The sequence below is a fragment of the Pseudooceanicola nitratireducens genome, from assembly GCF_900109195.1.
GTDB lineage: Bacteria > Pseudomonadota > Alphaproteobacteria > Rhodobacterales > Rhodobacteraceae > Pseudooceanicola > Pseudooceanicola nitratireducens.
Genome location: NZ_FNZG01000001.1, coordinates 771634 through 792510 on the forward strand (window position 1 = coordinate 771634; position 20877 = coordinate 792510).

The window sequence follows — 20877 nt, forward strand, 5'->3', positions numbered from 1 at the left end:
TATAGACTCTGACGTCCCGACTTGCCGTGCCGCCCTGCGGGGCGTCTGGAGCGGGCGATTTTTTGGGGCGTTCCAAGAAGGGACGCCCCTTTTCTTGTGACCTTCATGCACTGTTCTGGGGTGGGCGGGATTTCATGGTCCGCATGGGATGATTTGGGACGGCCGGCAAATCACCCCGCAAAACACCATGGGACAGGGGTGTCGTGGTCGCGATTCACCCCTCGATTCGAGGTCGAATTCAGGGCAAATCCCGTCCCATCCCAGCCCGCTGCCTGTTTTTTCGCAAGCTAAACGAAAAAAAATTCATCTACCTTGGATCGTATGGGACAGGTTGGGTGCGCGCAGTTTCACACCATATATGGTGTCTCGGTTCCGTGATCGACCGAGATAGGCGTGTTTTTGCCGATATCCACAGGCTGTGCATAACTTCCGGGGCGACCCGGATCCCAGTTCGTCCCAAGAATACAGGCAGATTTTCCTTGTTTCCCATAGATACCCATGGCATCCATAGATCATCAGATGAAACGGGAAACGGGGCGACAAAGACCCCATAAAAAATCCCTAGGCAGGACTCATACAGGCACCCGCTTTCATCAAACAAAGAGATCCGGCGCGCGAGCGAGCAGACATCCCCCCCAGGTGGCGCGCGCAGTCGGACATACCCGGAAACGGGACGAGGGCGGCGGATAGGGCAGTGGCAGCAGCTCCTATCCGCCGTTTTCGTTTCCGGGGTTCACGCAACAGATCGGGGGGGCGGGACGCAGGAATTGGCTTACATCGAGCGGTTCCATGGCAGCGAAGACATGAAGGTGGACAGCAAGTACCGGCTGTCCGTCCCTGCAGACTTTCGCCGTGTCCTTGAAAGCCAGGATCCCGACTGGACCCCAGGAAAAGCCCCCCGCATGATGCTGTTGACCGGCCCCCGGCTGGACGGTTTCGTCGAAGGCTATTCGATTGATTCAATTGCTGAAATTCAGGACGCCCTGTCGAATTCCCCGAAGGCCGACCCGAAGTTCAAGGCGCTGCGCAACCACTACATCCACTCCGCCGTCTCGGTCACCGTCGATGAAACCGGCCGGATCGTGGTGCCGCAGAAGGTCCGCGACAAGCTGGGCTTGGGCAAGGATGAATACGTCACCTTCCTGGGTGACTTGAAGACCTTCCAGCTGTGGAAGCGTGATGAGTACCAGGCCCGTTTCGCCGAAGAAGCGGACGAACTGGGCGAAGATTTCGATCCCGATGCCGCGATGGACGAGCTGCTGTTTGCCAACGCATCGCCCAAAGAGGTGGAGTAACCCATGGCGGCAAGCGCCCAGACCCCGGACGCGCCCCATATTCCGGTGCTTCTGCGCCCCCTTCTGGAAAAGGTCGCGCCGGTCGGCGGTGTCTGGCTGGACGGAACCTTCGGGGCAGGGGGCTATTCCAAGGGTCTGCTGGCCGCCGGTGCCGACAAGGTCATCGGCGTGGATCGCGATCCGCTGGCGCTGCAGATGGCCGAATCCTGGAAAGACGACTTTGCAGGCAAGTTGGAAATCCGCCAGGGCAACTTTGCAAACCTTGACGAGATCGCCGGAGAGCCGCTGGATGGCGTGGTCCTGGATCTAGGCGTCAGCTCGATGCAGCTGGACCTGGCCGAACGCGGCTTCAGCTTCATGAAGGACGGCCCGCTGGACATGCGGATGAGCCAGGACGGGCCAAGCGCCGCCGACCTGGTCAATGCCATGTCCGAAGGCGATCTGGCCGATGTGATCTTCCTTTATGGCGAAGAACGCGCCAGCCGCCGCATCGCCCGCGCCATCACCCGCGAACGCGCCCTGGCGCCGATCACCACCACGCTGCACCTGGCGAAGATCGTCGAAGGCTGCCTGCCGCGGTCAAAGCCTGGTCAGTCCCATCCCGCGACCCGCACCTTCCAGGCGCTGCGCATCGCGGTGAATGATGAATACGGTGCCCTGGCCGAAGGCCTGATGGCCGCCGAACGCGCCCTGCGGCCCGGTGGCATGCTGGCCGTCGTGACCTTCCATTCGGTCGAGGACCGGATGGTCAAACGCTTCCTGCAACTCCGCTCGGGCGGGACGGGGCGGGCCAACCGCTATGCCCCCGAAGCCCCCGAGGACAAACCCCGGTTCGACGTCGTCACCCGCAAGGCCGTGGGCCCCGACGAAGACGAGCTGGATCAGAATCCACGCGCCCGGTCCGCCCGGCTGCGCGTGGCGCGCCGGACAGAAGAGCCGGCCGAACCTATCGACCGCAAAGCATTGGGCATGCCAGTCTTTCAGGGGAAACTGCAATGAGAACGTTGCTTTACATCCTATCCTTTGCCGCCCTGTTCGGGCTTGGCTTCTGGGCATATCAGGAAAACTACCGCACCAAGCAGATCGTCAACGAAACAGAACGATTGCAGCAGGAAATCGCGAACGCCCGCGCCCGTCTGGGCGTGCTGCGGGCGGAATGGGCCTATCTCAACCGTCCCGACCGGCTGCGCGAACTGGCCGAGCTGAACTTCTCTCCGCTGGCGCTTCTGCCCATGACCCCCGACCAGTTCGGCCGCACCGACCAGGTGGAATACCCGGTGCCCGCGCCCGAACCCGACCTGATCATCAACAACCCGGTCGAGGTCTCGACCTTGTCGATGGATGCAGCCCAGGGCACAGCCCTGCAGGGCGCAGAAGCGGAGGACCGGCCATGAGCGACGCCCCCCTTCGTATCCCGCTGCGCCCGCTGGCCCGTGTTCTTGACGCCCGCCAGAAGGGCGAGAACCCCGATGCGATCGAAAAGGAAAACCTCCGCCTGAGGCATGAGGAAATGCGCGACCGGGCCCGCACCAGGGCCGAGGGTCGCATTCTTGTTCTGGGGGCCATGTTCGCGCTGGCCTTCGCCACCATCGGCATCAAGATGTGGGTCGTCGCCGAAAGCGAACCGGCCGAGCCGCGGACCTCGATCGCCGGGGCCCAGATCGTCGCGCAGCGCGGCGACATCGTCGACCGCCACGGCCGGGTGTTGGCCACCAACCTGGATACTTATTCGCTGTACGCCCATCCGCATCAGATGGTCGAGCCGGTCAAGGCCGCGAAGGAATTGGCGCGCATCTTCCCCGACCTGGAAGAGGACCGTCTGACCAAGGATTTCACCGGCAAGCGCCGCTTTGTCTGGATCCGCCGAAAGATTTCGCCGGAACAGCGCCAGGCTGTGCATGATCTGGGCGAACCCGGGCTGCTGTTTGGCCCCCGCGAAATGCGGCTTTACCCGAACGGCGCCATCGCCGCGCATATCCTGGGCGGCGCAAGTTATGGCGAAGAGGGCGTGCATGCGGCCGAGATCAAGGGCACCGCAGGGGTCGAACGCCAGTTCGACGACTACCTCACCGATCCGGCCAACGGCGGCAAGCCGCTTGAGCTGTCGATCGACCTGACGGTGCAGGCAGCCTCGGAAAAGATCCTTTACGGCGGCATGAAGCTGATGAACGCCAAGGGCGCGACCTCGATCCTGATGGACGTGAAAACCGGAGAGATCATCTCGATGGTGTCGCTGCCGGACTTCGATCCGAACGACCGCCCCGCGCCGCCGACCGAAGGCCACCCCGACGACAGCCCGCTGTTCAACCGCGCGGTGCAGGGGGTCTATGAACTTGGCTCGACCTTCAAGATCTTCACCGCCGCGCAGGCGGTCGATCTGGGGATCGCCAAGCAGGACACCATGGTCGACATCCGTGGCCCGATCAGATGGGGCCGCCATTCGATCCGGGATTTCCACTGGTACGGCAAGGAATTGTCCGTCGCGGATATCATCATCAAGTCGTCCAACATCGGCACCGCCCGCCTGGCCGAACAGATCGGCATCGAACGCCAGAAGCAGTTCCTGGCCGACCTGGGCCTGTTCGAACCCACCCCGGTCGAGCTGATCGAAGCCCCAAGCGGCGCGCCCCTGGTGCAAAAGCAATGGTCGGAACTGACGACCATGACGGTGTCCTTCGGGCACGGCATCTCGATCAGCCCGCTGCACATGGCGGCGGCCTATGCGACCATCGCCAACGACGGCCAGCGCGTGCAGCCGACGCTGCTGCGCCGCACGGAACCCGCCAATGGCCCGCAAGTCATGTCGAAACCCGCCGCCCGCGAAGCGCAGGACATGCTGCGCCAGGTGGTGACCAAGGGCACGGCCTCCTTCGCGCGGATCGACCATTACGACATCGCCGGCAAGACCGGCACCGCGGACAAGCCCAAGCCCACGGGCGGCTATTACAAGGACAAGGTGATCGCCACCTTTGCCTCGATGTTCCCGGCGCATGACCCGCGTTACGTGCTGGTGGTGACCCTGGACGAAGGGGTCGAGACCTCGGGCGACGAACCCCGCCGCACCGCCGGCTGGACGGCCGTTCCGGTTGCCGCCGAAATGATCACCCGCGTCGCGCCCCTGCTGGGTCTGCGGCCTGCGATTGCACAGAGCCCTCTCGCTGGTATAACGCTGACATCGAACTAAGCCGGAAAGGCAGACGATGGCGGCAGACAGCGGGCAGACCAGAACCTTGACGCAACTGGGCCTCTCGGCCTTGGGTGGACGGGACGCGCAGATCACGGGTATCGCCGTGGACAGCCGCGAGGTCCGGGACGGATTCCTTTTCGCCGCCATGCCCGGCACCCGGGTCCATGGCGGAGAGTTCATCCAATACGCCCTGCGGCAGGGGGCTGCGGCCATCCTGACCGATGCCGAAGGGGCCCGCATCGCCGAGGCCGCGCTGTCCGACAGCACCGCCGCCCTGGTCATCGCCGAAGATCCCCGCCAGGCCCTGGCCGGCACCGCCGCCCTTTGGTTCGGCACGCAGCCGCGCGTGATGGCCGCCGTGACCGGGACCAACGGCAAAACATCCGTGTCGACCTTCCTGCGCCAGATCTGGATGCTGCTGGGCCGCGAGGCCGTGAACCTGGGCACCACCGGGGTCGAGGGCTGCTATTCCGCGCCGCTGATGCACACCACGCCCGAGCCGATCACCCTGCACCGCATGCTGGCTGAACTCTCGGACGCGGGCATCACCCATGCCGCGATGGAGGCCTCGTCCCACGGGCTGGCGCAACGGCGGCTGGACGGTGTGATGCTGAATGTCGGGGGCTTTACCAACCTGACCCAGGATCACCTGGATTATCACCATGATTTCGAGGAATATTTCCACGCCAAGGCCGGGCTCTTCACCCGCGTCCTGCCGCCCGATGCGGCGGCGGTGATCAATATCGACGGTCTGCGCGGTCCCGACATGGCCGAAATAGCGGCCGATCGCGGGCTGGACGTGCTGACCGTGGGTACCGGCGACGACGCCGAGCTGTGCATCCTGAACCGGCGTTTCGACGCCGATGGCCAGACCATCCGCTTTTCCTTTGATGGCGATGTGCATCAGGTGCACCTGAACCTGATCGGCGGCTTCCAGGCGGAAAACGTGCTGGTGGCGGCCGGCATGGCGATCCTTGCGGGCGAGGATGCGGATCAGGTCTTCAACGTTTTGCCTGCGCTCGACACCGTGCATGGCCGGATGGAGCTGGTGGCCCGTCGCACCAATGGCGCGGCTGTCTTTGTCGACTACGCCCATACGCCCGACGCCGTGGCCACTGCGCTGAAGGCGCTGCGCCCGCATGTGATGGGTCGGCTGATCGCCGTGATCGGTGCCGGCGGCGACCGCGACCGCACGAAACGCCCCCTGATGGGCGAGGCCGCGACCGCTCATGCCGATGTGGTTTTCGTCACCGACGACAACCCGCGCAGCGAAGATCCCGCCGCCATCCGCGCCGAGGTTCTGCTGGGCGCCCCCGACGCGACCGAAGTGGGCGACCGGGCCGAGGCGATCCTGCGCGCAGTCGATGCGCTAGGCCCCGGCGACGCGCTGCTGATTGCAGGAAAAGGACATGAGACCGGGCAGATTGTCGGGGATACCACCTATCCCTTTGACGATTCCGAACAAGCCAGCGTTGCGGTCTCGGCATTGGATGGACAGCTGTAATGACGCTTTGGACTGCTGAAGAAGCCGCCCGCGCCACCCTGGGCGAGGCCCGTGGCGACTGGTCCGTGACCGGCGTTTCGATCGACACCCGCACGATCCGGCCCGGCGATCTGTTCGTCGCGCTGTCTGCCGCCCGCGATGGCCACGACTTCGTCGCCCAGGCGCTGGAAAAGGGGGCAGGGGCCGCGCTGGTGTCGCGGATCCCTGATGGCGTTCCTGCCGATGCGCCGCTGTTGATCGTGCCCGACGTTCTGCCGGGGCTCGAGGCGCTAGGCCGCGCCGCCCGCGCCCGTATCGACGGCAAGGTCGTGGCGGTGACGGGATCGGTCGGCAAGACCTCGACCAAGGAAATGCTGCGCACCGTTCTGGGCGGCCAGGCCCGCGTGCACGCGGCCGAGGCGTCCTACAACAACCACTGGGGCGTGCCGCTGACGCTGGCCCGCATGCCGCGCGACACCGAGATCGCGGTGATCGAGATCGGCATGAACCACCCCGGAGAGATCGCGCCGCTGTCGCGTCTGGCGCGCCCGCATGTGGCGATGATCACCACCGTGGGCACCGCGCATCTGGAAGCCTTCGACAACATCGACGGCATTGCGCGCGAAAAGGCGTCGATCTTTGCCGGTCTCATGCCCGAAGGCTGGGCCGTGGTGAACGGCGACCTGCCGACCACCCCGATTCTGTCCGCAGCCGCGAAGGACGCCGGGGCGAAGATCCTGACCTTTGGTGAGGCCCCCGCGAACCACCATCGCCTGCTGAACGTCGAGATCGTCGATCAATCCACTGTGGCCGAGGCCCGGATCTGGCGCGCACCGGCGCTTTTCCGCCTGTCCGCCGCAGGCCGTCACTATGCGCTGAACGCGCTTGGCGTGCTGGCCGTGGTCCAGGCGCTTGGCCTTGACCGGGCGCTGGCCTGCACCGATCTGGCACAATGGGCCCCGCCGGCGGGGCGGGGGATGCGCGAACGCATCCTGCTGGACCGGGTGGACGACCATCTGGCGTTCGAACTGATCGACGACGCCTTCAATGCCAACCCCGTGTCCATGGCTGCCTCGCTCGAGGTGATCGCGGCCGCGAAACCGCAGAACAACCTTGGCCGCAAGGCGCAGGGTCGCCGCATCGCCATCCTGGGCGAGATGCTGGAACTGGGCCCCGACGAGATCGCTATGCATGCGGGCCTGGCTGATCTTCCCGCCATGGCGCGGATGGACGTGGTGCATTGCGTCGGTGATCGGATGCAGGCGCTGTACGAGGCGCTGCCGCCTGAAAAACGCGGCCGCTTTGCCGGCAAGGCCACGGATCTGGCCGACAAGGCCCTGCGCCTGGTCGATGCCGGCGATGTCGTGCTGGTCAAGGGATCAAAGGGGTCGCGCGTCTCTCTGGTTGTTGACGCGCTGCGGAAATTGGGCCATCCCGCGCCGGATGGCTAGGGGCCCCGCACAGGAGAACGCGAGATGTTGTATTGGTTAACTGCCCTGTCTGACGGTGGCGACCTGTTCAACCTGTTCCGCTATATCACTTTCCGTGCGGGCGGCGCCTTCATGACGGCGCTGATCTTTGGCTTCCTGTTCGGGCGTCCGCTGATCAACGTGCTGCGCCGCCGTCAGGGCAAGGGCCAGCCGATCCGCAATGACGGCCCCGAGGGGCATTTCGTCAAGGCCGGCACGCCGACCATGGGCGGGCTGCTGATCGTGGGCGCGCTGCTGACCTCGACCCTTCTGTGGGCGCGGCTGGACAATGGCTATGTCTGGATCGTTCTGTTTGTCACCATGGGCTTCGGCCTGATCGGCTTTGCAGACGACTACGCCAAGGTGTCCAAACAGAACACCAAGGGCGTGCCGGGGCGCGTGCGCATCCTGCTTGGCCTGGTGATTTCGCTGATCGCCGCCTACTGGGCCTCGATCCTCCACCCGGAAGAGCTTCAGTTTCGCCTGGCCCTGCCGGTCTTCAAGGACGTGCTGCTGAATTTCGGCTATCTTTTCCTGCCCTTCGCCATGTTCGTCATCGTCGGCGCGGCCAATGCCGTGAACCTGACCGACGGCTTGGACGGTCTGGCGATCATGCCCTCGATGATTGCCGCCGGTGCGCTTGGCATCATCGCTTATACCGTGGGCCGCGTGGACTTTTCCGAATACCTTGACGTGCACTACGTGCCCGGCACCGGCGAAATCCTGATCTTCGTGGCTGGCCTGATCGGCGGCGGGCTGGGGTTCCTGTGGTACAACGCGCCGCCCGCGGCCGTCTTCATGGGCGACACCGGATCGCTGGCGCTTGGCGGGGCCATCGGGGCCATCGCCGTTGCCACCAAGCATGAAATCGTCCTCGGCATCGTTGGCGGCATCTTCGTGGTCGAGGCGCTCTCGGTCATCATCCAGGTGCTGTATTTCAAGCGCACCGGCAAGCGGGTCTTCCTGATGGCGCCGATCCATCACCACTATGAGAAGAAGGGCTGGGCCGAGCCGACGATCGTGATCCGCTTCTGGATCATTTCCCTGATCCTCGCCCTGATCGGCCTGGCGACGCTGAAACTGCGCTGAAACGGCACCACGGCGGCCGGAAAGCTTGCCCGAGAGTCCGGGATGTGATTCAATTCCGCCCCAAGACTTAGTGAATTTCGAGCCGTAAAAGTCAGAAAATCGGAGGGACATCCGTGAAGAAAACTCATGTCACCATTGCCGTGGCCGCAACATGTGCGACCATCGGCCTGACCACACAGGCCCAGGCCGTCACGCTTCCAACCGCTGCGGCCGCATTCGATATCCAGCTTAGCGCCACGGGCCTCAGCGCCACGCAGTCGACGATCTTCGACAACGCGGTGACCTGGTGGGAAACGCTGATCGCCGGCTATATCTATGACATCTCGGGTGTCAGCGCCTTTAACAACACGCTGAACATCACTGCCACGATCGAAGCGATCGACGGTGTGGGCGGCGTCCTGGGCTCGGCCGGGCCGGACGGATATTACTATCAGCCCGGGGCGGTCTCGCCCTTTGCCTATGCGACGGCGGGCTCGATGCGGTTCGACAGCGCCGACATTTCCAACATGGAAAGCAACGGGTCCCTGTTCGAGGTGATCGTGCACGAGATCGCCCATGTCATCGGTATCGGCACCCTCTGGGACGTGGTCGGCGCCTATGATGAGGTCAACGCACCAGGGGAATACACCGGGGCCTGGGGGCTTCTGGGCTATCAGGCGGAATGCGACGCCGGGGCCACCTTTGTTCCGGTTGAACTGGATGGCGGGACCGGCACGGCCCATGGCCACTGGGACGAAACCTGGAGCTGTACGGACGGCAATCAGGCACTGATGACCGGCTACATCAATTCGCCCACCTTCCTGTCGATGGCGACCGTCGGGTCGCTGATCGACCTGGGCTATGCCATCAACGTCACTGCCGTCCCGCTGCCCGGTGGCGGCGCGCTGGCCCTTGGCGGCTTCGGCGTGATGGGGCTGATGGCGCGGCGTCGTCGCAAGGCCGCTGCCTAATCGCTTTTACGGGCTGAGAATTTTGGCTATCTGGGAAGGGCGTGGGCTGATCCGCGCCCTTTCATGTGTCAGCGAGGCAATCACATGATTCCAGTCAAAGGTGTCGAAGGCGCGCGGATCGGCGTGCTGGGGCTGGGCCGCTCGGGCCTGATCGCGGCGCGGGCGCTGCGCGCCGGCGGGGCGGTTCCGATCTGCTGGGATGACAACCCCGCCGCCCGCGAAAAGGCCGAGTCCGAGGGGTTCGAGACCGCCGACCTGTCGCGCGCCGATACCGTCGGATCCCTGGCGTCGCTGATCGTCAGCCCCGGCATTCCGCATCTTTACCCCACGCCGAACCCGGTCGTGGCGCTGGCCCTGCAGCAGGGCGTGCCGGTGGACAACGACATCGGGCTGTTCTTCCGGTCGCTGGCGGACGTGGAATGGGGCGATTTCGACGTCGAACCCAAGGTGATCGCGGTCACCGGGTCGAACGGGAAATCCACCACCTCGGCGCTGATCCACCACATCCTGGAACACGTGGGCCGCGACAGCCAGCTGGCGGGTAATATCGGGCGCGGCGTTTTGGACATCGACCCGCCCGGCGACGGCGGCGTTGTGGTGCTGGAACTGTCCAGCTATCAGACCGACCTTGCCCGCGCGCTGACCCCGGATGTGGCTGTTTTCACGAACCTTTCGCCTGATCACCTGGACCGCCACGGCGGCCCGGGCGGCTATTTCGCGGCCAAGCGCCGGCTGTTTGCAGAAGGCGGGCCGGACTGCGCCATCGTCGGTGTGGATGAACCGCAGGGGCAGTACCTGGCCAATCAGCTGTCCGAAGGGCCGGCGGATGACCGGGTGATCCGCATCTCCTCGGGGCAGAAACTGGGCGGGCCGGGTTGGCTGGTCTATGCGCGCAAGGGCTTCCTGACGGAATGGCGCAAAGGCAAGCAGGTCGCGTCGATCGACCTGCGGGGCGTGCCGGGGCTGCCGGGCGCGCACAACCACCAGAACGCCTGCGCCGCCTATGCCGCCTGTCGGACGCTCGGCCTTGCCCCGCGCGTGATCGAGGCCGCCTTCCACAGCTTTGCCGGCCTGCCGCACCGCAGCCAGATCGTGGGCGAGGCGAACGGCGTGCGCTTCGTCAACGACAGCAAGGCCACCAACGTGGATGCCGCTGCCAAGGCCCTGTCGGCCTTCGAAAATATCCGTTGGATCTGTGGCGGTCTGGCGAAAGAGGGCGGCTTGGACGATCTGCTGCCGGCAGCTGAGGCGCATGTGCGCAAAGCCTATGTCATCGGGCGCGAGGCCGCCGGTTTCGCCATTGACCTGCGCGGGATCGAGGCCGAGGTCTGCACCGACATGGCCACCGCCGTCGCCCGCGCCATGGCAGACGCGGAAGAGGGCGACACCGTGCTTCTGGCCCCGGCGGCTGCGTCCTTTGATCAATACGACAACTTCGAACAACGCGGCGACGATTTCACCGCGCAGGTCACGCGGCTGATCGGCGGGGGGGCAGGGTGATCGATCCGGCGCGGCAATCCCTGTCCGGTCTGCGACTGTGGCTTGCGGCCGAACCCGACCGCGCACGGCGGACCGAGATCCGCATCCTCATGGCGCGCACGATGCGCCATCGCGGCATGTTCAAGGCCGCGCGCGGCGTGTTGCGCGAAGCGATGAAGGAAACCCCGTCCGACCCCACGCTGCGCCGGTCCATGGGGTTGGAATTGTTCCGTGGCGGGCAGATCCGCGAAGGGATCGAATTGTACGATTCCGGCCGCTGGAAGCTGGAGTCCTTCCGCAAATACTACCGCGCTTATCCTTTTCCGACATGGGGCGGTGAACCGCTTCAGGGGCGGCGGATCCTTCTGTGGGCGGAACAGGGGATCGGCGATCAGATCATGCAGCTGCGGGTCATTCCCCAGCTTGTCGCCGCCGGGGCCGAGGTCACGCTTGAGGCCGATCCGCGCCTGAAGGCGCTTCTGGGGCCCATTGCCAGGCAGGTGAACTTCGTGCCGCAAATGGTTGAGCTTGATCGCTCTTTGGCGCGGGCCCGGTTCGATTTCCAAAGCTCTCTGCTGTCGGCCTGGGTCTATATGCCGGATCCGCTGGAATGCGGCGACTGCCTTTTTCCCGATCCGAAGTTAATCGAAAATTACCAGGCCGCCTGGCAGAAGCTGGGGCGCGGCATCGACGTGGGCCTGTCCTGGCGGTCCTCGGCCAAGGTAAATGGCGCAGAAAGGTCGATCCCGCTGGAAGAGCTTCGCCCGCTAACCCACGGTAAGACTGCGCGTTTCCACAATCTTCAATATGGGGAACTGGACGTCACCGCAGCCTCGCGCGCCTTTGGTGCGCCGCTGTTAACCGACCCGGACAGCGACCCGTTAACCGATCTGACCAGGCAGGCGGCGCAGATTGCGGCGCTGGATCTGGTGATCACCATCGACAATGCGACGGCCCATCTGGCCGGGGCGCTTGGCAAGCCGGTCTGGATCCTGCTGCCCAAGGGCTCGGACTTTCGATGGGGCACGATGGTGCGCCCGAACGAACTGTATCCGCATCAGCGGCTGTTCCGGTCGGGCAACGCGGGGGATTGGTCCTCGGCGCTTTGGTCGCTGTTCGAGGCGTTCCAGCGCTTTCAGCCGGGCACCACGACGCCCTGAAGGCTCAGCCCCCGATGGCCCGCGCCGCCGCCATGGCCGAGGCCCAGGCCCACTGGAAATTATAACCGCCCAGCCAGCCCGTCACATCGACGCTTTCGCCAATGAAATAAAGGCCGGGGGCCGCTTTGGCCTCCATCGTCTGAGAGGACAGCCCGTCGGTGTCGACACCGCCAAGCGTGACCTCGGCGGTGCGATAGCCTTCGGTGCCGCCGGGTGTGACCTGCCAGCTGTGTAGCCGCGCGGCGACACCGTCCAGCACCTTGTCGGACATATCCGCCAGGTTGCCGGGCAGCCCAAGGTCCTCGGTCAGTGCATCGGCCAGACGGGCGGGCACCAGCGTCGACAGGGCGCGCGCCAGCCCGCGCCGCCCGGCCCGCGCACGTTCATCCCGAAGCGCCGCCATGGCGTCCCGCCCCGGCAGCAGGTCGATCGTCACCGGCTCCCCTTCGCGCCAGTAGGACGACAGCTGAAGAACCGTCGGGCCGGACAGCCCGCGATGCGTAAACAACAGCGCCTCGTCAAAGCTGGGGCCGGTCGCGGCCTGTCCCCGCACGGGCAGGGCAACGCCCGACAGCGGCGCGAACCGGCCTTCGGGGAAGGTGAAGGGCACAAGGGCAGGGCGTGTGTCGGTCACCGCCAGCCCGAACTGGCGCGCGATGTCATAGGCCAGCCCGGTCGCGCCCATCTTGGGGATCGACTTGCCGCCCGTCGCCACCACGACGCGCCCGGCCTGCACCTGAACGGCCGCGCCACCGCGATCCAGCGACACGGTATAGCCTGCGCCGCTGGCCTCAACACCCCTGACGGCAGTGCGCATCCAGATCTCGGCCCCCGCTGCCGCGACCATCCCGGTCAGCATGTCGACGATCTGCTGGGCGCTGTCGTCGCAGAACAGCTGGCCCAGGGTCTTTTCGTGCCAGGCGATGCCATGTTCGGACACCAGCGACACGAAATCCCAAGGCGTATAGCGCGCCAGCGCGGATTTGGCGAAATGCGGGTTCGAGGACAGGAAATTCTGCGGCTCGCAGCCGGTATTTGTGAAATTGCACCGCCCGCCGCCCGAGATGCGGATCTTTTCGCCGGGCTTCTTTGCATGGTCCACGACCAGCACCCGCCCGCCGCAATGCGCCGCGCACATCAGCCCGGCCGCACCGGCCCCAAGAATGATCGTATCCACCTGCATGACCCGCACATGCCCCAATCTTGCGCGGGGGGCAATTCCGTCCGTGCCGGCCCTGCATGCATTGAGACTGGTCAGAGCCGCCAATTTTGGCTAAACTGAGGCATCAGATCCCGAAAAAACGGGACGGACAGAGGCAGAAGGCAGTGTCCAATGACAGAAATGGTGTATGGCGCGCTCCCCGCAGCTGACGGAGAGCCGATCCTTCCCAAGTGGTGGCGAACCATCGACAGATGGTCGCTGACAACGATCCTTATCCTTTTCGGCATCGGCCTGTTGCTGGGCCTCGCGGCCTCTCCGCCGCTGGCGGAACGCAACGGCTATGCGCCCTTCCATTACGTGACGCGGCAGGCGGTCTTTGGCACGCTGGCCATGATCGCGATGTTCGTGACCTCGGTCCTATCGCCGCAGGCGGTGCGGCGGCTGGCGGTCATGGGCTTTTTCGCCGCCTTTGCGGCGCTGGCGCTGCTGCCGGTCTTCGGCACCGACTTTGGCAAGGGCGCGACGCGCTGGTATTCGCTTGGCTTCGCCAGCTTCCAGCCGTCGGAGTTCCTCAAGCCGCTGTTCGTCATCGTATCGGCCTGGCTGCTGGCGGCGGCGCAGGACCTGAACGGCCCTCCGGGGCGGCTGTGGTCCTTCCTGCTGATGGTGATCATCGTCGGTTTCCTCGCCGCGCAGCCCGATTTCGGCCAGGCCAGCCTGGTGCTGTTCAGCTGGGGCGTGATGTACTTCATCGCCGGCGCGCCGCTGCGGCTGTTGATGGGCATGGCCGGGGGCGTGATCGCCTTTGGTGTGCTGGCCTACAACAGTTCCGAACACTTTGCCCGGCGGATTGACGGCTTCCTGACGTCCGAGGTCGATCCGACCACCCAGATCGGCTATGCCACCAACGCCATCCGCGAAGGCGGGCTGTTCGGTGTCGGCGTCGGCCAGGGCGAGGTGAAGATGTCGCTTCCCGATGCGCATACCGACTTCATCATCGCCGTCGCGGCCGAGGAATACGGTCTGGCGCTCGTCGCGGTCATCATCCTGCTTTACGCCAGCTTCGTGCTGCGGTCCTTCCTGCGGCTGACCCGCGAACGCGACAATTTCGTGCGCCTTGCGGGCGTCGGCCTTGCGTCCTCGATCGGGGTGCAGGCGATGATCAACCTGGGCGTGGCGGTGCGGCTTTTGCCGGCCAAGGGCATGACCCTGCCGTTCATCTCTTACGGCGGGTCCTCGGTCATCGCCAGCGGCATCGCCGTCGGCATGTTGCTGGCCCTGACGCGCACCCGTCCCCAGGGTGAGCTGACCGAGCTTCTGGCAGGGAGAGGCCGATGAACATGCGCGCGCCGCTTCTGGTGATCGCGGCCGGTGGCACGGGCGGGCATATGTTCCCCGCCCAGGCCCTGGCCGAAACCATGCTGGCCCGCGGCTGGCGGGTGAAGCTGACCACCGACACCCGAGGTGCGCGCTATACCGGGGGCTTCCCCCCGGGCGTCGAGATCGAAACCATGTCCAGCGCGACCTTCGCGCGGGGCGGGGCGCTGGCCAAGGCGCTGGTTCCGCTGCGTATTGCGGGCGGGGTGCTGAAGGCGCTGTGGAAATTCACCACCGACCGCCCGGCGGTTGTCGTGGGCTTTGGCGGCTATCCGGCGATCCCGGCCATGGCCGCCGCGACCCTGCTGCGCCGTCCGCGGATGATCCACGAACAGAACGGCGTGCTGGGCCGCGTCAATCAGGTCTTTGCCAAGCGCGTCAATGCCGTGGCCTGTGGCACCTGGCCCACATCCCTGCCCGAAGGCGTGCAGGGCATCCACACCGGCAACCCGGTGCGCGGCGCGGTGCATGACCGGGCCGGCGCCGGCTATATCGCGCCCGGCGACTATCCGATGAGCCTGCTTGTCCTGGGCGGATCCCAGGGCGCGCGCATCTTGTCGGACATCGTGCCCCAGGCCGTTGCCGCGCTGCCGGAACATCTGCTGCGCCACATCCGCGTCGCCCATCAGGCCCGCGCCGAGGATCAGGAGCGTGTCGCGCTTTACTACGCCGATCACGGCATCGACGCCGAGGTCGAGCCCTTCTTTCACGATGTCCCCAACCGGCTGAGCGAGGCGCAGCTGGTCGTGTCCCGCGCCGGGGCCTCGACCGTGGCGGACCTGACGGTCATTGGCCGCCCCTCGATCCTTGTGCCGCTGGCGGCCGCGATCCGCGACGAACAGACCGCCAATGCGCGGGGTCTGGTGAACGCCGATGCGGCCATCCTGATGCCCGAAAGTCAGTTCACCGTGCAAAACCTTGCCGAGCAGATCGAAGGGGTCTTGTCTAACCCCGCCGCGGCCGAGCATATGGCCCGCGCTGCCCTCTCCGTTGGACGCCCCCGCGCCGCCCGCGACCTTGCCGACCTGGTCGAAAGCCTTGCCGGTGACGCCGGTCGGGGCATCCCGGATCGGGCGCAGTAATTCGGACGAGATAGAAGGACACTCCTGTGAACTCAGCGACGAAACTGCCCGGTGACGTGGGTCCGATCCATTTTGTCGGCATTGGCGGCATCGGCATGTCCGGCATCGCCGAGGTGCTTCTGAACCACGGCTACGTCGTGCAGGGCTCGGACCTGAAGCGGTCCAAGATCACCGACCGGCTGGAGAAGCTGGGCGCGCTGATCTTCGAAGGCCAGCGGGCCGAGAACCTGGAAAACGCCGAGGTCGTGGTGATCTCATCCGCGATCAAGCCCGGCAACCCCGAGCTGGACGAGGCCCGCCGCCGCGGTCTTCCGGTCGTCCGCCGGGCCGAGATGCTGGCCGAACTGATGCGCCTGAAGTCCAACATTGCCGTCGCGGGCACCCACGGCAAGACCACAACCACCACCATGGTCGCGACCCTGCTGGACGCCGGCAACCTGGATCCGACCGTGATCAACGGCGGCATCATCCACGCCTATGGGTCCAACGCGCGCGTTGGCCTGGGCGAATGGATGGTGGTCGAGGCTGATGAAAGCGACGGCACCTTCAACCGTCTGCCCGCCACCATTGCGATCGTCACCAATATCGATCCCGAACACATGGATCACTGGGGTGATTTCGACCGGCTGCGCCAGGGCTTCCTGGATTTCGTGTCGAACATCCCCTTCTACGGGCTGGCGGTCTGCTGCACCGACCACGCGGAGGTGCAGGCGCTGGTCGGCAAGATCACCGACCGCCGCGTGACCACCTATGGGTTCAACACCCAGGCCGACATCCGCGCCGTGAACCTGACCTACAAGGCGGGCGTGGCGCATTTCGACATCCTGCTGCAAGCCGAGGGTGACAAGATCGAAGGCTGCACCCTGCCGATGCCGGGCGATCACAACGTCTCGAACGCGCTGTCGGGAGTCGCCGTGGCACGGCACCTGGGCATGAAGAAGGATGAGATCCGCAGCGCCCTGGCCAATTTTGCCGGGGTGAACCGCCGCTTTACCAAGGTGGGCGAGGCCAATGGCGTCACCGTGATCGACGATTACGGCCACCACCCGGTGGAAATCGCCGCCGTGCTGAAGGCCGCCCGCCAGGCGACCGAGGGCCGCGTCATCGCCGTGCACCAGCCGCACCGCTATTCCCGCCTGCATTCGCTGTTCGACGATTTCTGCGCCTGCTTCAACGAGGCCGACGTGGTCGCCATAGCCGAGGTCTATGCCGCCGGCGAACATCCGATCGAAGGCGCGTCGCGTGATGATCTGGTCGCGGGCCTTGTCCGCCATGGCCACCGCCACGCCCGCGCGATCAACACCGAAGACGACCTTGAGGCGCTGGTGCGCGAACAGGCGCAGCCCGGTGACATGGTCGTCTGCCTTGGGGCCGGTACGATTTCCGCCTGGGCCAACAACCTGCCGAAACGTCTGGGGGGCTAGGCCTTCCGGGCCCCGTTCAGGTTTTGCCCGGGTTACGTCCGGGCCCTGCTCAGGCCACTACGGCCTGGGCGATGCGCGACCCCAGATCAACCGCGCGATAACTGGGGCGCGGCGGGCGGGCGGTTGTGTCCACCTCTCTCTCGACCATCTTTTCGGTTTCAAGCTTCAGCAGCGATTGCGACAGCGCACGGTCGGTGATCGGCGTCAGCTTTTGCCGGATTTCACCAAAGAAACAGGGCTGCGCAGTGACCACCAGAACGGGCACGGTCCAGGACCGGCGCAGCAACGGGGCTTCGGGGCGGTTGCGCACGGTGCCGATGATCCGGGCGGCAATGGGCGCGATCCTTTCGCCGTCCTGCGTCAGCCGGAATTCCGGGCGCAGCGGGTGGCCGTGGCCGGGGTTCCGCTCCAACAGGCCAAGCGACATCAGATGTGACAGGCTGGCGGCAAAGGCCGTGCGCCCCGCGCCGGTCGCCGCGATCAGCGGGGCCTGCCGACAGGGCGTGCCTTCGGCGATCCGGGCCAGGATGTCCAAGGACCAGGCCCGCGCGGTCACGTTGACAAGAAGAGTGATGTCCATAAAGTATAGTAACAATATTTATGATTCTAGAAAAGCGCCAGGAATCCCATGCCCACAGTGACTTTGACCAAAGATCTTACCCTTGCCCTATCCGTCCGCGACCGCCACGCCAGTGCGGATTGGTATGCCGAAAAGCTGGGGTTCACCCTGCTGCACCACATGGATGAGGCCGGGTGGAGCGAGATGCAGACCACGACCCCCAATGTGGTGCTGGGCCTTGGCGAACAGGCCGAACCCGCGCCCGGCAACCTGGTGCCGGTCTTTGGCGTGGCCGACATCGCCACCGCCCGCGCCGCGCTGGAGGCCGAGGGCGTGCGCTTTGACGGGCCCACGGAAACCATCGAGGGGATGGTCAGCACGGCCACCTTCTATGATCCGGACAACAACGCGCTGATGCTGGCGCAGGATCTGACCTGAGTGTCAGGACGTCGCAGGGCCGTCTTGGCCTGATCTCGATCAAAACGGGCCGCCCTGCGGCGTGCTATGCCTGTGCCGTTCCCTGGCAAAAGGCGTGCCCATGTCCGAACCCACCCTGAAACGCCGCATCGGCCCGGGCCTTCTGACCGCCTACGGCGTCGGCGTCATGGTCGGCGCGGGGATCTACGTGCTTGTCGGGGCGGTGGCGGCGCAGGCCGGGGTGCATGCTCCGCTGGCCTTCCTTCTGGCAGGGCTGGTCGCCGCGCCGACCGCGCTGTCCTATGCCGAATTCTCGACCCGCCTGCCGCGCGCCGCCGGAGAGGCGCTGTATGTCGCCGAAGGGCTGAACATCCGGGCGCTGTCGCTGCTGGTCGGGCTGGCAATCGTGGTGGCGGGCACGATCTCGGCCGCGGCGGTACTGCGGGGCGGGGCGGGGTATCTGCAGCTGGTGATCGAGGTGCCGCCCGTCTGGGCCATCGTCGGGATAGGTGCTGCGCTGATCGCCGTGGCCGTCGTCGGCGTTCTGGAAAGCCTGGCGTTGGCGGCTGTTTTCACCCTGATCGAGGTCGCGGGCCTGGGGCTGGTGGTCTGGGCCGGGATGCAGGCCCCGCCCAGTCCCGACCTGACTACCACATGGCCCGATCTGTCGCTGATGCCCGGCATAGCGGCGGGGGCGGCGCTGGCCTTTTTCGCCTTCATCGGGTTCGAGGACATCGTCAACATGGCAGAAGAGGTGCGCGATCCCGCCCGCACCCTGCCGCGCGCCATCCTGTATTCCCTGGCGATCACGGCGCTGCTGTATGGCGGGGTCACCTATGTGGCCGTCCGCTCCGTACCGCTGGAGGCGCTGTCGACCAGCGAACGGCCCCTGGCGCTGGTCTGGCAGGCGGGGCAGGGCGGAGAGGCGCGGTTCCTGTCGGCCATCGCCGTGGTCGCGGCGCTGAACGGGGTGCTGGCGCAGGTGGTCATGGCGGCGCGGGTGCTGTTCGGCCTGGGCGACCGCCACGCCGCGATGGCCCTGTTCCACCGCGCCCACCCACGCACCGGCACCCCGGTTCTGGCAACGCTGCTGGTCGGGGCCTGTGTCATCGCCGCCGCGCTGATGTTGCCGGTGGCGGTTCTGGCGGGGGTGACCTCATCCGTCCTTCTGGCCGTCTTCGGACTGGTGAACCTGGCGCTGATCCTGCTGAAGCGGCGGGACCCTGCGGCCCCCTTCCGGGTGCCCATGGCGGTGCCGGTGCTGGGGCTGCTTCTGTCCGTCGCCGCATTCGCGGCGACACTGTTGCCCTGAAGACTCATCCTCTGGTTGCCGGGGGCTGGATCGGCAAAAATATGCTTGCCCCACAGATCTTGATGGCGGACCATCGCCGATATCAAGGGATTGAGGAGGCTTGGGATGTTCTTTGTCCAAACCTACTACTTCTTCATCGTCTCGGGATTGGCCTTCCTGGCCGGCGCAAGCTATTGCTTTGCCGCCACCTCGGACGCGATCTGGCCCAAGGGGATCGTCCTGCCGCTGGTCGGCGCGGCCTTCCTGGCGCAGTCGATCTACATACCCATTCCCGGCACCGACGTCCTGCTGATCGAGGCGATCGCGCTGTGCACCATGACCGGTTCGGCGCTTGGCCTGTCCGGCCGCCTGTTGCGTCGCCGCATGCAGCGCCGCACCGCCCGCCGGATGCAATTCGCCGAGCCCCGGCTGGTCTGAGCGCCCGCCTTGCCGTCCCGCGCGCCGGTTGCTATCCGTCCCAGGACCCGCGCAGGAGAGACCATGCCAACCCCCGACCAGATCGAGACCCAAGGCCGGCTAAGCGCCGACCGCCCCCTGTCTGACCTGACATGGCTGCGGGTCGGCGGCCCGGCGCAATGGTTTTTCCAGCCCGCCGATGCCGATGACCTGGCGCAGTTCCTGGCGCAACTGGACGCGGATATCCCCGTCTTTCCCATGGGGGTCGGGTCGAACCTGATCGTGCGCGACGGCGGGCTGCGCGGCGTGGTGATCCGGCTGGGGCGCGGCTTCAATTCCATTGAAACCGACGGCAATCGCGTCACCGCGGGGGCGGCGGCGCTGGACGCCCACGTGGCCCGGCGCGCGGCGGATGCGGGTATCGACCTGACCTTCCTGCGCACCATCCCGGGTTCAATCGGCGGAGCCTTGCGCATGAACGCCGGCTGCTACGGCAGCTACACGGCGGATCATTTCGTCCAGGCCCGCGCCGTGACCCGCGACGGCCGGCAGGTCACGCTGACGGCCGAGGATCTGCAATTCGCCTATCGCCACTCGGACCTGCCCGAGGGGTGGGTGGTCACCGAAGTCACGCTGGAAGGGCCGGACGGCATCCCCGAAGACCTGCATGCCCGCATGGAAAGCCAGCTGGCCAAGCGCGACGAAACCCAACCCACGAAGGACCGCAGCGCCGGATCGACCTTCCGCAATCCGGCCGGGTTTTCCTCGACCGGGCGGGCGGATGACGTGCACGATCTGAAGGCCTGGAAGGTCATCGACGACGCGGGAATGCGCGGGGCCCGGCTGGGCGGCGCACAGATGAGCGAGAAGCATTCGAACTTCCTGCTGAACGCCGATCAGGCAACGGCGGCGGATCTGGAAAATCTGGGCGAGGAAGTGCGAAAAAGAGTTTTCCAAAACTCTGGAATAACGCTAGAATGGGAAATCATGCGCGTCGGTGAACACACCCCCAAAGAGGGTTAAGGCCGACGGCAGA

Annotated in this window: 19 protein-coding genes; 17 read left to right on the forward strand and 2 right to left on the reverse strand. The window is 65.7% G+C overall.

The window, feature by feature from the left end; all coding sequences use genetic code 11:
- Positions 1-767 precede the first annotated feature (767 nt).
- From BMX99_RS03600 to BMX99_RS03645, 10 genes are all read left to right on the forward strand, one after another.
- Positions 768-1295: a division/cell wall cluster transcriptional repressor MraZ gene (locus tag BMX99_RS03600; protein WP_093447333.1), complete on the forward strand. Its 528-nt coding sequence runs from the start codon at positions 768-770 to the stop codon at positions 1293-1295.
- A gap of 3 nt (positions 1296-1298) precedes the next feature.
- Positions 1299-2294 carry a 16S rRNA (cytosine(1402)-N(4))-methyltransferase RsmH gene (gene rsmH / locus BMX99_RS03605; protein WP_093447336.1) on the forward strand — a complete coding sequence of 332 codons (996 nt, stop codon included), beginning with the start codon at positions 1299-1301 and terminating at the stop codon, positions 2292-2294.
- On the forward strand, positions 2291-2689 hold the full coding sequence (gene ftsL / locus BMX99_RS03610) for a cell division protein FtsL (protein ID WP_093447339.1): 399 nt from the start codon (positions 2291-2293) through the stop codon (positions 2687-2689). The genes rsmH and ftsL overlap by 4 nt, the downstream gene beginning before the upstream one ends.
- Positions 2686-4479, forward strand: a complete 1794-nt coding sequence (locus tag BMX99_RS03615) for a peptidoglycan D,D-transpeptidase FtsI family protein (RefSeq protein ID WP_093447342.1) — start codon at positions 2686-2688, stop codon at positions 4477-4479. Before ftsL ends, BMX99_RS03615 begins: the two co-directional genes overlap by 4 nt.
- Positions 4480-4495: 16 nt before the next feature.
- A complete protein-coding gene (locus tag BMX99_RS03620; RefSeq protein ID WP_093447345.1) occupies positions 4496-5986 on the forward strand; it encodes a UDP-N-acetylmuramoyl-L-alanyl-D-glutamate--2,6-diaminopimelate ligase in 1491 nt (496 codons plus the stop codon).
- Positions 5986-7416: a UDP-N-acetylmuramoyl-tripeptide--D-alanyl-D-alanine ligase gene (locus BMX99_RS03625; RefSeq protein ID WP_093447349.1), complete on the forward strand. Its 1431-nt coding sequence runs from the start codon at positions 5986-5988 to the stop codon at positions 7414-7416. The genes BMX99_RS03620 and BMX99_RS03625 overlap by 1 nt, the downstream gene beginning before the upstream one ends.
- 24 nt (positions 7417-7440) lie before the next feature.
- Positions 7441-8523 carry a phospho-N-acetylmuramoyl-pentapeptide-transferase gene (mraY, locus tag BMX99_RS03630; protein ID WP_093447352.1) on the forward strand — a complete coding sequence of 361 codons (1083 nt, stop codon included), beginning with the start codon at positions 7441-7443 and terminating at the stop codon, positions 8521-8523.
- 113 nt (positions 8524-8636) lie between these two features.
- The gene (locus BMX99_RS03635; protein WP_093447355.1) at positions 8637-9473 is read left to right on the forward strand and encodes a M10 family metallopeptidase domain-containing protein; all 837 of its coding nucleotides are present in this window, start codon (positions 8637-8639) and stop codon (positions 9471-9473) included.
- Between the two features lie 84 nt (positions 9474-9557).
- Positions 9558-10973 (forward strand): UDP-N-acetylmuramoyl-L-alanine--D-glutamate ligase, encoded by a 1416-nt coding sequence (murD, locus tag BMX99_RS03640; protein ID WP_093447358.1) that lies wholly within the window; start codon positions 9558-9560, stop codon positions 10971-10973.
- The gene (locus tag BMX99_RS03645; RefSeq protein WP_093447361.1) at positions 10970-12112 is read left to right on the forward strand and encodes a glycosyltransferase family protein; all 1143 of its coding nucleotides are present in this window, start codon (positions 10970-10972) and stop codon (positions 12110-12112) included. The genes murD and BMX99_RS03645 overlap by 4 nt, the downstream gene beginning before the upstream one ends.
- Positions 12113-12116: 4 nt before the next feature.
- Here the strand turns inward: BMX99_RS03645 and BMX99_RS03650 are convergent, their stop codons facing one another.
- Complete coding sequence (locus tag BMX99_RS03650) at positions 12117-13295, reverse strand: BaiN/RdsA family NAD(P)/FAD-dependent oxidoreductase (protein ID WP_093447364.1); 1179 nt, start codon at positions 13293-13295, stop codon at positions 12117-12119.
- Between the two features lie 150 nt (positions 13296-13445).
- On the opposite strand from BMX99_RS03650, the gene ftsW reads away from it, so the two are divergent.
- Genes ftsW through murC form a run of 3 tightly spaced genes read left to right on the forward strand, consistent with a single transcriptional unit; the run spans position 13446 to position 17157 of the window.
- Positions 13446-14612: a putative lipid II flippase FtsW gene (gene ftsW / locus BMX99_RS03655; protein WP_093447367.1), complete on the forward strand. Its 1167-nt coding sequence runs from the start codon at positions 13446-13448 to the stop codon at positions 14610-14612.
- Between the two features lie 2 nt (positions 14613-14614).
- On the forward strand, positions 14615-15733 hold the full coding sequence (gene murG, locus BMX99_RS03660) for an undecaprenyldiphospho-muramoylpentapeptide beta-N-acetylglucosaminyltransferase (protein WP_093448431.1): 1119 nt from the start codon (positions 14615-14617) through the stop codon (positions 15731-15733).
- Between the two features lie 26 nt (positions 15734-15759).
- A complete protein-coding gene (murC, locus tag BMX99_RS03665) occupies positions 15760-17157 on the forward strand; it encodes a UDP-N-acetylmuramate--L-alanine ligase (RefSeq protein ID WP_093447370.1) in 1398 nt (465 codons plus the stop codon).
- 49 nt (positions 17158-17206) lie between these two features.
- Here murC and BMX99_RS03670 read toward each other — a convergent pair whose 3' ends face one another.
- Positions 17207-17737 (reverse strand): winged helix-turn-helix transcriptional regulator, encoded by a 531-nt coding sequence (locus BMX99_RS03670; RefSeq protein ID WP_093447373.1) that lies wholly within the window; start codon positions 17735-17737, stop codon positions 17207-17209.
- Positions 17738-17785: 48 nt separating this feature from the next.
- On the opposite strand from BMX99_RS03670, the gene BMX99_RS03675 reads away from it, so the two are divergent.
- The 4 genes from BMX99_RS03675 to murB all read left to right on the forward strand — a co-directional run bounded on the left by BMX99_RS03675 (position 17786) and on the right by murB (position 20864).
- Complete coding sequence (locus tag BMX99_RS03675) at positions 17786-18154, forward strand: VOC family protein (protein WP_093447376.1); 369 nt, start codon at positions 17786-17788, stop codon at positions 18152-18154.
- A 100-nt stretch (positions 18155-18254) separates the two neighbouring features.
- Complete coding sequence (locus BMX99_RS03680; protein WP_093447379.1) at positions 18255-19445, forward strand: APC family permease; 1191 nt, start codon at positions 18255-18257, stop codon at positions 19443-19445.
- A 105-nt stretch (positions 19446-19550) separates the two neighbouring features.
- Entirely contained in the window at positions 19551-19862 is a 312-nt protein-coding gene (locus tag BMX99_RS03685; RefSeq protein WP_093447382.1) for a hypothetical protein, read from the forward strand.
- Positions 19863-19925: 63 nt separating this feature from the next.
- Complete coding sequence (murB, locus tag BMX99_RS03690) at positions 19926-20864, forward strand: UDP-N-acetylmuramate dehydrogenase (protein WP_093447385.1); 939 nt, start codon at positions 19926-19928, stop codon at positions 20862-20864.
- The last annotated feature ends 13 nt before the right edge of the window (positions 20865-20877 follow it).

Coding starts and splice junctions, on each gene's coding strand:
- murG (WP_093448431.1), top strand. CDS start 14,615: ATGCGCGCGCCGCTTCTGGTGATCGCGGCCGGTGGCACGGGCGGGCAT.
- BMX99_RS03620 (WP_093447345.1), top strand. CDS start 4,496: ATGGCGGCAGACAGCGGGCAGACCAGAACCTTGACGCAACTGGGCCTC.
- rsmH (WP_093447336.1), top strand. CDS start 1,299: ATGGCGGCAAGCGCCCAGACCCCGGACGCGCCCCATATTCCGGTGCTT.
- BMX99_RS03670 (WP_093447373.1), bottom strand. CDS start 17,737: ATGGACATCACTCTTCTTGTCAACGTGACCGCGCGGGCCTGGTCCTTG.
- murB (WP_093447385.1), top strand. CDS start 19,926: ATGCCAACCCCCGACCAGATCGAGACCCAAGGCCGGCTAAGCGCCGAC.
- ftsW (WP_093447367.1), top strand. CDS start 13,446: ATGACAGAAATGGTGTATGGCGCGCTCCCCGCAGCTGACGGAGAGCCG.
- BMX99_RS03615 (WP_093447342.1), top strand. CDS start 2,686: ATGAGCGACGCCCCCCTTCGTATCCCGCTGCGCCCGCTGGCCCGTGTT.
- BMX99_RS03675 (WP_093447376.1), top strand. CDS start 17,786: ATGCCCACAGTGACTTTGACCAAAGATCTTACCCTTGCCCTATCCGTC.
- murD (WP_093447358.1), top strand. CDS start 9,558: ATGATTCCAGTCAAAGGTGTCGAAGGCGCGCGGATCGGCGTGCTGGGG.
- ftsL (WP_093447339.1), top strand. CDS start 2,291: ATGAGAACGTTGCTTTACATCCTATCCTTTGCCGCCCTGTTCGGGCTT.
- mraY (WP_093447352.1), top strand. CDS start 7,441: ATGTTGTATTGGTTAACTGCCCTGTCTGACGGTGGCGACCTGTTCAAC.
- BMX99_RS03680 (WP_093447379.1), top strand. CDS start 18,255: ATGTCCGAACCCACCCTGAAACGCCGCATCGGCCCGGGCCTTCTGACC.
- BMX99_RS03650 (WP_093447364.1), bottom strand. CDS start 13,295: ATGCAGGTGGATACGATCATTCTTGGGGCCGGTGCGGCCGGGCTGATG.
- BMX99_RS03685 (WP_093447382.1), top strand. CDS start 19,551: ATGTTCTTTGTCCAAACCTACTACTTCTTCATCGTCTCGGGATTGGCC.
- BMX99_RS03625 (WP_093447349.1), top strand. CDS start 5,986: ATGACGCTTTGGACTGCTGAAGAAGCCGCCCGCGCCACCCTGGGCGAG.